The sequence below is a fragment of the Streptosporangium sp. NPDC023963 genome (assembly GCF_040639135.1).
In the GTDB taxonomy this organism is placed as follows: Bacteria; Actinomycetota; Actinomycetes; order Streptosporangiales; family Streptosporangiaceae; genus Streptosporangium.
In genome coordinates this window covers 1-11,339 of sequence record NZ_JBEZZK010000032.1, presented here as the reverse complement: position 1 = coordinate 11,339, position 11,339 = coordinate 1, and the positions used below count along the sequence as shown (strand labels likewise).

Annotated in this window: 5 protein-coding genes; all 5 read left to right on the top strand. The window is 68.5% G+C overall.

Going from position 1 to position 11,339, the window contains the following annotated elements; translation table 11 throughout:
- The first annotated feature begins 75 nt into the window (after positions 1–75).
- Positions 76–2,952 (top strand): glycoside hydrolase N-terminal domain-containing protein, encoded by a 2,877-nt coding sequence (locus tag AB0F88_RS43695; protein ID WP_362698385.1) that lies wholly within the window; start codon positions 76–78, stop codon positions 2,950–2,952.
- 1,208 nt (positions 2,953–4,160) lie between these two features.
- Positions 4,161–6,890, top strand: a complete 2,730-nt coding sequence (locus tag AB0F88_RS43690; protein ID WP_362698382.1) for a beta-L-arabinofuranosidase domain-containing protein — start codon at positions 4,161–4,163, stop codon at positions 6,888–6,890.
- Positions 6,887–8,941, top strand: coding sequence for a family 43 glycosylhydrolase (locus AB0F88_RS43685; RefSeq protein WP_362698379.1), 2,055 nt, complete (start codon positions 6,887–6,889; stop codon positions 8,939–8,941). Before AB0F88_RS43690 ends, AB0F88_RS43685 begins: the two co-directional genes overlap by 4 nt.
- Positions 8,942–9,041: 100 nt before the next feature.
- Positions 9,042–10,478, top strand: a complete 1,437-nt coding sequence (locus tag AB0F88_RS43680) for an endo-1,4-beta-xylanase (RefSeq protein ID WP_362698376.1) — start codon at positions 9,042–9,044, stop codon at positions 10,476–10,478.
- Between the two features lie 25 nt (positions 10,479–10,503).
- On the top strand, positions 10,504–11,339 hold an 836-nt coding region (locus AB0F88_RS43675), incomplete at its 3' end, for a non-reducing end alpha-L-arabinofuranosidase family hydrolase (RefSeq protein WP_362698373.1).

The following is an 11,339-nucleotide window of genomic DNA, read 5'->3' as shown; positions in this document are numbered from 1 at the left end:
CCCGCCTCAGGTACCCCCTCCCGTTCCTCCGCCATGGCATTTCCAACCGCCACACCCCCTACCGATTGGAACGACATGTCCGACGAGCACCACTCCGACGAGCACCACCTGACACGCAGGCGACTGATGCAGCTCGGAGCGGCCGGAGCCGGCTCCATGCTGTTACCCCTGCAGTGGACCGCGGCCGCCAGAGCCGCCTCGGCGCCCCCTCCGGCGGTGACCGCCGCAGGCGACCTGGCCCTGTGGTACGACGAGAGCGCCGGCACCGACTGGCTGCGCGCCCTCCCGATCGGCAACGGCCGCCTGGGCGCCATGGTGTTCGGCAACGTCGACACCGAGCGCCTGCAGCTCAACGAGGACACCGTCTGGGCCGGCGGGCCCTACGACCAGAGCAACACCCGGGGCGCGGGAGCGCTGGGCCAGATCCGGCAGCTGGTCTTCCAGAACCAGTGGAGCCAGGCCCAGACGCTGATCGACCAGAACATGCTCGGCAGCCCCGCGGGGCAGCTGGCCTACCAGACCGTCGGCAACCTGCGGCTCGCCTTCGGCAACACCTCCGGGGTCTCGGAGTACAACCGCTACCTGGACCTGACCACGGCCACCACGACGGTGTCGTACCTGAAGAACGGCGTGCGCTACCAGCGCGAGACGTTCGCGAGCGCGCCGGACCAGGTGATCGTCATGCGCCTGACCGCCGACAGGGCCGGCTCGATCTCGTTCTCCGCGACGTTCGACAGCCCCCAGCAGACGACGCGATCCAGCCCGGACGGCACGACGGTGGCGCTCAACGGCGTCTCGGGCAACATGGAGGGCAAGACCGGCGCGGTCCGGTTCCAGGGCCTGGCCAAGGCCGTCATCGAGGGCGGCACCGTCAGCAGCTCCAACGGCACCCTGCAGGTGACGGCCGCGAACAGCGTGACGGTGCTGATCTCGATCGGCTCCAGCTACCGCAACTTCCGCGACGTCAGCGGCGACTACCAGGGCATCGCACGGCAGCATCTCAACGCCGCCGCCGCCAGGAGCTTCACCGACCTGCGCGCCCGGCACGTGGCCGACTACCAGCGGTTGTTCGGGCGCACGACGCTGGAGCTCGGCCGCACCTCGGCGGCCGACCAGCCGACCGACGTGCGGATCGCGCAGCACAACAGCGTCAACGACCCGCAGTTCTCGGTGCTGCTGTTCCAGTACGGCCGCTACCTGCTGATCTCCTCCTCCCGGCCCGGCACCCAGCCGGCCAACCTGCAGGGCATCTGGAACGACTCGCTGGCGCCGGCCTGGGACTCGAAGTACACCATCAACGCCAACCTGCCGATGAACTACTGGCCGGCCGACACGACGAACCTGTCGGAGTGCTTCGACCCGGTGTTCGCGATGATCAACGATCTCACGGTCACCGGCGCCCGCACGGCCCAGGTCCAGTACAACGCCGGCGGCTGGGTGACCCACCACAACACCGACGCCTGGCGGGCCACCTCCGTCGTCGACGGCGCGACGTGGGGCATGTGGCAGACCGGCGGCGCGTGGCTGGCCACCCTGATCTGGGAGCACTACACCTTCACCGGCGACCTCGCGTTCCTCCAGCAGTACTACCCGGCGATGAAGGGCGCCGCGCAGTTCTTCCTCGACACCCTCGTACAGGAGCCGAGCCTCGGGTTCCTGGTCACGAACCCGTCCAACTCCCCGGAACTGACCCACCACAGCGGCGTCAGCGTCTGCGCCGGCCCCACGATGGACAACCAGATCCTGCGCGACCTGTTCAACGGCTGCGCCAAGGCCAGCCAGGCGCTCGGCGTCGACTCGGACTTCCGAACCCGGGTCCTGTCCGCCCGGGACCGGCTCCCTCCGATGAAGACCGGCTCGCGCGGCAACATCCAGGAGTGGCTGTACGACTGGATCGAGACCGAGCCCGCCCACCGGCACGTCTCCCACCTGTACGGCCTGCACCCCAGCAACCAGATCACCAAGCGCGGCACCCCGGCGCTGTACACCGCCGCGCGGCGCACCCTGGAGTTGCGCGGCGACGACGGGACCGGCTGGTCGCTCGCCTGGAAGATCAACTACTGGGCGCGGATGGAGGAGGGCGCCCGCGCGCACACCCTCATCCGTCTCCTGGTGACGACGGCCCGGCTCGCGCCGAACATGTTCGACCTGCATCCGCCGTTCCAGATCGACGGCAACTTCGGCGCCACCTCCGGCATCGCGGAGATGCTCCTGCAGAGCCACAACGGCGAGCTGCACGTGCTCCCGGCGCTGCCGTCAGCCTGGCCGGCCGGGAAGGTGCAGGGCCTGCGGGGGCGTGGCGGCTACACCGTGGGCACGACGTGGAGCTCGGGCACGGCCACCGAGATCCTCGTCAGGTTCGACCGCGACGGGACCGTCAACGTCCGCAACCGGATCTTCACCGGCACCTACCAGGTGGTCGACGCCGACAGCGGCGCCGCCGTCACCGTCACCAAGCCCGAGTCCGACGTCGTCGCGCTGACCGGCCAGGCCGGCCGCACCTACCGCCTGACCGGAACCGGCACACCGCAGCAGCCCACCTATGCGCGGATCACCAACGGGACCACCGGCCTGGCCCTGGACAGCGGCGGCAACGTCGCCTCCGGGTCGAACCTCAAGCAGTGGAACAGCAACGACGGCAGCACCAACCTGCACTGGCAGCTCGTCGACCTGGGCGGCGGCTGGTACCGCATCGTCAACCGCACCAACGGCATGGTCATCGACAGCTGGGGCAACACCGCCAACGGCGCCGTCGCCCGGCAGGCGGCCTGGAGCGGCGGCAACAACCAGCAGTGGCGCCTCAACAGCGTGGGCAACGGCCGCAACCAGATCATCAACCGCGGCACCGGCACGGCCCTGGACGGCATGGGCAACAGCACCGCCGGTTCCACCGTGGCCATGTGGACTCCGAACAGCAGCACCAACAACCAGTGGACCATCACGGGCGTATGACGGTCGGCGACCTGTCACGGGCCTGATCCACACGTGCTTCGCCGCAGCCGGCCACCGGTCGCGGCGAAGCACGTCCCGGTGCGCGCGTCGTGCGCCGGGACGGCTCCGGCGCCCACGCGGAAACGCCGGTCGGCACGGTGACCGGAAGGGGGCCAATATCGTTTCAACGCAACTGTTTGCGCTAACATCACCGCGATCAACGCTAGGTCCCCGTCACGGCGGCGTCAATTGCTCACGTGCCAGAAATTTATGCAAGACCTAAAAAGGGTTTCTGTCCTCCCCTGAAGCCGCCGTGCTCTCGCGGACGACAAGCCCGGTATCCGGTCCGGCCCGCTTTCACCGGAGCGGCTCCGCGGTCGTCGTGCGGCGCCCGTCCCGTTCCGTCGTGCGGCGCCCATCTCGGTCGGCGGCCGGCGCCGAGCCTGTGACGAGGGCTTTTCCGCCGGGGTCGCGTCGAGAGCGTTTCGGGGTGCCGCACTCTCCGGTCCCGGCCGTCGCGGACGCCTTCCTTCGAGGGCGGACCGGCCATGATCCGACGAGTCCAAAAATTGATCTGAAGGGCAACCGCTACGCCTACCAGGCGGGTTACACGAATCAACCAGATTCAGTCCGAAATCTATGGTTGCCAAGTCGTAACTTCTGTGAAACTTTCACTTGCGCAGGCGTCGTCGGAAGATCTCTCTCCGGACGAATGTCCAGGCAGGGAAGCATGCCGGCGGCGATGTGCAGGTCAGCGAGGACCGCAGCCCGTTGACGCCGATCGACCAGTCGGATGTACTCCGCGACATCACCCCCTCAGGAGCAGGCCATGGAGATCTGGAACCAGAAATGTTAGCGGTAACAATTTTCGGTAGCCGATACCTGGCCTCTGACCGGCCGAGGAGCACTGGATGCACCCCCTCCCTGGACGCCCGCCTGGCACGGCATCGCCGCCACTCCCACGACTTGCCGGCCCACCACCCGCGGCGCCAGGGCCACGTGCCGCGCATCGACCCCGTCGGTGCGCCGTCAATCGCCGCCGGCCGCCAGGACGCGACCTTCCGGGTTATCTCATGAGTGCGATGTTATCGCTAACAATTTCTCCGAACGCGGCATCTCCGCACCGGAAGCCGTGGTCAACCACCCCAAGGGCCTGACCGCGTGACACGGGTGACCGGCCCTGGTGGCTTCCGCCGGTCACCGCACCCCCCATCTTCAAGGAGCTTCCCATGCCTTTGAGCCGTCGCCAGCTCTTCCGGGCCGCGGGCGCGACCGCCGCCTTCTCAGCCATCGGCCAGGTGGTGGGCACGTCCCCCGCCCTGGCCGCGCTCCCCTGGGCCAGATCCGAGATCGGCGCCTCGGCCTACGAGTTCGACCTCGGCCAGGTCCGGCTGACCTCCAGCCGCTGGCTGGACAACCAGAACCGCACCCTCAGCTACCTGCGCTTCGTCGACGTCAACCGACTGCTGTACGTCTTCCGCGCCAACCACCGCCTGTCCACCAACGGCGCGGCGGCCAACGGCGGCTGGGACGCGCCCAACTTCCCGTTCCGGTCCCACATGCAGGGCCACTTCCTGACGGCCTGGGCGCAGGCCTACGCCGTGCTCGGGGACACCACCTGCCGGGACAAGGCCAACCAGATGGTCGCCGAGCTGGCCAAGTGCCAGGCCAACAACGGCGCGGCCGGGTTCAGCGCCGGCTACCTGTCGGGCTTCCCCGAGTCCGACATCACCGCGGTGGAGAACCGCACGCTGAGCAACGGCAACGTGCCGTACTACTGCATCCACAAGACCCTCGCCGGGCTGCTGGACGTGTGGCGGCACATCGGCAACACCCAGGCCAGGACCGTGCTCCTGGCCCTCGCCGGGTGGGTGGACACCCGGACCGGGCGCCTGTCCTCCAGCCAGATGCAGTCCATGCTGGGCACCGAGTTCGGCGGCATGAACGCCGTGCTCACCGACCTGTACCAGATGACCGGGGACTCCCGCTGGCTGACGGTCGCGCAGCGTTTCGACCACGCCGCGATCTTCAACCCGCTCGCCTCCAACCAGGACCAGCTCAACGGCAAGCACGCCAACACGCAGGTGCCCAAGTGGGTCGGCGCCGCGCGCGAGTACAAGGCGACCGGGACCACCCGCTACCGCGACATCGCCGCCAACGCCTGGGCCATCACGATCAACGCCCACACCTACGTCAACGGCTCCAACAGCCAGGCCGAGCACTTCCGTCTCCCCAACGCCATCGCCGCGCACCTGACCAGGGACACCGGCGAGGCCTGCAACACCTACAACATGCTCAAGCTCACCCGGGAGCTGTGGACGCTGGCGCCGACCCGGGCCGACTACTTCGACTACTACGAGAACGCCCTGATCAACCACCTGCTCGGCCAGCAGAACCCGGCCGACAGCCGGGGCCACGTCACCTACTTCACCCCGCTCAACCCCGGCGGCAGGAAGGGCGTCGGCCCGGCCTGGGGCGGCGGCACGTGGAGCACCGACTACAACTCGATGTGGTGCTGCCAGGGAACCGGCATCGAGACCAACACCAAGCTGATGGACTCGATCTACTACCACAACGACACCACGCTGTTCGTGAACCTGTTCGCGCCCTCCACGCTCGACTGGTCGCAGCGCGGCATCACGGTCACCCAGACGACGACGTACCCGGTGAGCGACACCACGTCGTTGCAGGTCACCGGCAACGTGAGCGGGTCGTGGACGATGCGGGTCCGCATCCCCGCCTGGACCCAGGACGCGACGATCAGCATCAACGGCGTCCAGGAGAACGTCCCCACCACCCCGGGCTCCTATGCCTCGATCACCCGGTCGTGGACGTCGGGCGACACGGTGACCGTGCGGCTCCCGATGCGGGTGATCATGAAGGCCGCCAACGACAACCCGAACATGCAGGCCGTCACCTACGGCCCGGTCGTGCTGGTGGGCAACTACGGGAACACGGCCCTGTCGGCGGCGCCGACGCTGACCCCCTCGTCGATCACCCGGACCAGCACCTCGGCGCTGGCGTTCACGGCCACGGCCAACGGGGCGACGGTGAACCTGGCCCCGTTCCAGGACGCCGCCAGCTACAACTACGTCGTCTACTGGAACACCTCCGGGCAGGGCGGCGGGGGCGGCGGGGCGAGCTTCCGGCTGATCAACGCGGCCAGCGGGCTGGCGCTCGGCATCCAGAACATGTCGACCGCCGACGGCGGCCTGGCGCTGCAGTGGACCGACAACGGCACCGCCGACCACGACTGGGTGCCGGTCGTGGACGGCAACGCCCTGCGGTTCCGCAACGTCAACAGCGGCAAGGTGCTGGGCGTCGAGAACATGTCGACGGCCGACAACGCCCGGGTCCTGCAGTGGGGCGACACCGGCACCGCCGACCACCGGTGGACGGTCACCGACGCCGGCGACGGCTCGGTCAAGATCCGCAACGTCAACAGCTCGAAGCTGCTGGGCATCCTGAACGGTTCGACCGGCAACGGCGCCCAGGCGGTGCAGGACCCCGACAACGGCTCCGCCGACAACCAGTGGCGGTTCGTGCCCAACGGCGCGCGCCGCATCCAGAACGTGGCGACCGGCATGGTGCTCGGGGTCACCAACATGTCCACCGCCGACGGCGCGCTCGTCGTCCAGTGGGGCGACACCGGCACCGCCGACCACCTCTGGACCGCCGTCGTCGACACCGGCGGCTACCTGCGCCTGCGCAACTCCAACAGCCAGAAGGTGCTGGCCGTGGAGAACGCCGCCACCGCGGCGGGTTCCCGGATCCTGCAGTGGGCCGACAACGGCGCCGGCGACCACCGCTGGCGGCTGCGCTACGGGAGCAACGCCGCCTTCCGCATCCAGTGCGGCAACGGCGGCCGGGTCCTCGGCCTGGCCGGCACCGCCCAGGGCGCGCAGGTCGTGCTCGCCGACGACAACGGCTCGAACAACAACCTCTGGAGGTTCCTGTGAGACGTGTGCTCGCGGTTCTCTCATCCCTGGTCCTCGTGGTCGTGTATCTCACGACCCAGTCCGCGAACGCGGCGACCGTCGACACCAACGCCTGGTACGTGCTGGTCAACCGCACCAGCGGCAAGGCCCTGGACGTCTACAACCAGTCGACGGCCGACGGCGGCCGCATCGCCCAGTGGACCCGCACCAACGGCAACAACCAGCAGTGGCAGTTCGTCGATTCGGGCGGCGGCTACTACCGCGTCAAGTCCCGCCACTCGGGCAAGGTCCTGGACGTCAGCGGCTTCTCCACCGCCAACGGCGGCGCCGTCGTGCAGTGGTCCGACCTCAACGGCACCAACCAGCAGTGGCGCCTCGCGGACTCCGACGGCGGCCACGTCCGCCTGATCAACCGCAACAGCAACAAGGCCCTGGAGGTCCAGGGCGCCTCCACCGCCGACGGCGCCAACATCGTCCAGTACGACGACTGGGGCGGCGCCAACCAGCAGTGGCAGTTCGTCAAGATCGGCGGAACGGACCCGACGCCCAGCCCGACCCCGACGCCCGGTCCGGGCGGTAACTACACCAACCCGGTGGTCTGGCAGGACTTCGCCGACGGCGACATCATCCGGGTCGGCGACGCCTACTACTACTCGGCGTCGACGATGCACTACTCCCCCGGCGCGCCGATCCTGCGCTCCTACAACCTGGTCGACTGGGAGTACGCGGGCCATTCGGTCCCGCGCCTGGACTTCGAGTCCAACGCCTACGACCTCAACGGCGGCCGGGCCTACGTGAAGGGCATCTGGGCCTCGACGCTCAACTACCGGCCGAGCAACAGCACGTACTACTGGATGGGCTGCACCGAGTTCAACCGCACCTACGTCTACACCGCCTCCGCCGTGGACGGCACCTGGACCAAGCGCGCCCGGATCAACAACTGCTACTACGACGCCGGCCTGCTCGTCGACGACAACGACACCATGTACGTCGCCTACGGCAACGGCACCATCAGCGTCGCCCAGCTCTCGGCCGACGGCCTCAGCCAGGTGCGCGCCCAGCAGGTGTTCCAGACGCCCTCCAGCGTCGGCACCCTTGAGGGCGCCCGCTTCTACAAGCGCAACGGCTACTACTACATCTGGCTGACCCGCCCGGCCAACGGCCAGTACGTGCTGCGCTCCAGCAGCCCGTTCGGCCCGTACGAGATGCGCCAGGTCCTGCTGAACATGCCCGGACCGATCTCCGGCGGCGGCGTGCCGCACCAGGGCGGCCTGGTCCAGACGCAGGGCGGCGCCTGGTACTACATGTCGTTCGTCGACGCCTACCCCGGCGGCCGGATGCCGGCGCTGGCGCCGATCAACTGGAGCGCCGACGGCTGGCCGACCGTCCAGACGGTCAACGGCGGCTGGGGCGTCAACTATCCGAAGCCGAACATCCAGACCTCCAAGACCGTCGCGTCGATGATCGGCCCGGACAGTTTCACCTCGAGCAGCCTCGGCCACCGGTGGGAGTGGAACCACAACCCCGACACCAGCCGCTTCTCCACCGGCAACGGCCTGCGCCTGCAGACCGCGACCGTCACCAACGACCTCTACAACGCCCGCAACACCCTGACCCACCGCATCCAGGGCCCGTCGTCGACCGCGACGATCGAGCTCGACTACTCGCAGATGGCCAACGGCGACCGTTCCGGGCTGGCGATGCTGCGAGATCAGTCGGCGTGGATCGGCGTCAAACGCGACAACGGCGTCAACCGGGTCGTGATGACCAACGGCCTGACCATGAACAGCAGCTGGGCCACCACGGGCACCGGCACCGAGGCGGCGAGCGCGAACATCTCGGGCGGCAAGATCTGGCTGCGGGTGAACGCCGACATCCGGCCGGGATCCGGCAGGCAGGCCCGGTTCTCCTACAGCACCGACGGCGTGAACTTCACCGCGCTCGGACCGGCCTTCACGTTGAACAACGCCTGGCAGTTCTTCATGGGTTACCGCTTCGGCATCTTCAACTACGCCACCCAGTCACTGGGCGGAGCGGTGACCGTGAACCGGTTCGACCTCACCACACCGTAAAACCGAAGGGCATTACGCGATGAACCCCCCAAATAATCGCTCATCTCGGCCTTCCGGCCGCACACGGCTACGGAGATTCCTGTCCCTCCTGAGTGCCGGCGTGCTCGCCATCGGCGTGTCGGCGGCGATCTCCGCTCCGGCGGACGCCGCCTCCACGCTGGGCGCGTCGGCGGCCGAGAGAGGCGGCCGCTACTTCGGCGCCGCCGTCGCCGCCGGCCGGCTCAGCAACTCCACCTACGTCGGCATCCTGAACCGCGAGTTCAACTCGGTGACCGCCGAGAACGAGATGAAGTGGAGCTCCACCGAGCCCGGGCGCGGCAGATTCGACTACACCAGCGCCAACCGGATCGTGAACCACGCCCTGGGACAGGGCATGAAGATCCGCGGTCACACGCTGCTCTGGCACAACCAGCAGCCCGGCTGGGCCCAGGGCCTGTCGGGTTCCGACCTGCGCAACGCCGCGATCAACCACGTCACCCAGGTCGCCACGTACTTCCGCGGCAAGATCGACTCATGGGACGTCGTGAACGAGGCGTTCGCCGACGGCGGCAGCGGCGGACGGCGCGACTCCAACCTGCAGCGCACCGGCAACGACTGGATCGAGGCCGCCTTCCGGGCCGCCGACGCCGCCGACCCTGGTGCCAAGCTCTGCTACAACGACTACAACACCGACTCGATCAACGCCAAGAGCACCGGCATCTACAACATGGTGCGCGACTTCAAGGCGCGCGGCGTGCCGATCGACTGCGTGGGCTTCCAGTCCCACCTGGGCGGCTCCCTGTCCAGTGACTACCAGGCCAACCTCCAGCGCTTCGCCGACCTCGGCGTCGACGTCCAGATCACCGAGCTCGACGTGGCCCAGGGACCCAACCAGGCCAACATCTACGCCGGCGTGACCCGGGCGTGCCTGGCGGTGTCCCGGTGCAACGGCATCACCGTCTGGGGCATCCGCGACACCGACTCCTGGCGCGGCGACGAGAACGCGCTGCTGTTCGACGGCAACGGCAACAAGAAGGCCGCCTACACCAGCACGCTCAACGCCCTCAACGCCGGCTCGACGCCGAACCCGACGCCGAGCGTGACGCCGACCTCCGGCGGGCCGATCGACACCAACGCCTGGTACGTGCTGGTCAACCGCAACAGCGGCAAGGCCCTGGACGTCTACAACCAGTCGACGGCCGACGGCGCCCGCATCAGCCAGTGGTCTCGCACCAACGGCAACAACCAGCAGTGGCAGTTCGTCGACTCCGGCAGCGGCTACTACCGCGTCAAGGCCCGCCACTCCGGCAAGGTCCTGGACGTCAGCGGCTTCTCCACCGCCAACGGCGGCGCCGTCGTGCAGTGGAGCGACCTCAACGGCACCAACCAGCAGTGGCGCCCGGCGACCTCCGACGGCGGCCACGTCCGCCTGATCAACCGCAACAGCAACAAGGCCCTGGAGGTCCAGGGCTCCTCCACCGCCGACGGCGCCAACATCGTCCAGTACGACGACTGGGGCGGCACCAACCAGCAGTGGCAGCTCTCCCGTGTCAACTGAGCGATTCCCGAACAAGGAGCACATCGTGGAAATCACGCACGCCCGGCGCCCGCGCCGAAATACGGCGGCGATCATCGCGGCCGTGACCACGCTCATGGCCGGTTTCCTGGTCGCGCTGGTCTCGACGAACGCCGCGAACGCGGCGACCGTCGACACCAACGCCTGGTACGTGCTGGTCAACCGCAACAGCAACAAGGCCCTGGACGTCTACAACCTCGCCACCAACGACGGCGCCCGCATCACCCAGTGGGCCCGTAACAACGGCAACCAGCAGCAGTGGCAGTTCGTCGATTCGGGCGGCGGCTACTACCGCGTCAAGTCCCGCCACTCGGGCAAGGTCCTGGACGTCAGCGGCTTCTCCACCGCCAACGGCGGCGCCGTCGTGCAGTGGAGCGACCTCAACGGCACCAACCAGCAGTGGCGCCTGGCCGACTCCGACGGCGGCCACGTCCGCCTGATCAACCGCAACAGCAACAAGGCCCTGGAGGTCCAGGGCGCCTCCACCGCCGACGGCGCCAACATCGTCCAGTACGACGACTGGGGCGGCGCCAACCAGCAGTGGCAGTTCGTCAAGATCGGCGGAACGACCCCGACCCCGACGCCGACGCCGACCGGTACCTGTAACCTCCCGTCGACGTACCGGTGGAACTCCACCGGCGTGCTGGCCAACCCGAAGTCGGGCTGGGTCTCGCTCAAGGACTTCACCGTCGCCCCGTATGAGGGCAAGCAGCTGGTCTACGCCACCACCCACGACTTCGGCAGCAGCTGGGGGTCGATGAACTTCGGCCTGTTCACCAACTACTCGGAGATGGCCTCGGCCAGCCAGAACACCATGTCCTCGGGCACCGTGGCACCCTCGCT

Excerpts from the sequence above, each read along its gene's own strand:
- AB0F88_RS43695 (WP_362698385.1), top strand. The coding sequence starts at position 76 with ATGTCCGACGAGCACCACTCCGACGAGCACCACCTGACACGCAGGCGA.
- AB0F88_RS43690 (WP_362698382.1), top strand. The coding sequence starts at position 4,161 with ATGCCTTTGAGCCGTCGCCAGCTCTTCCGGGCCGCGGGCGCGACCGCC.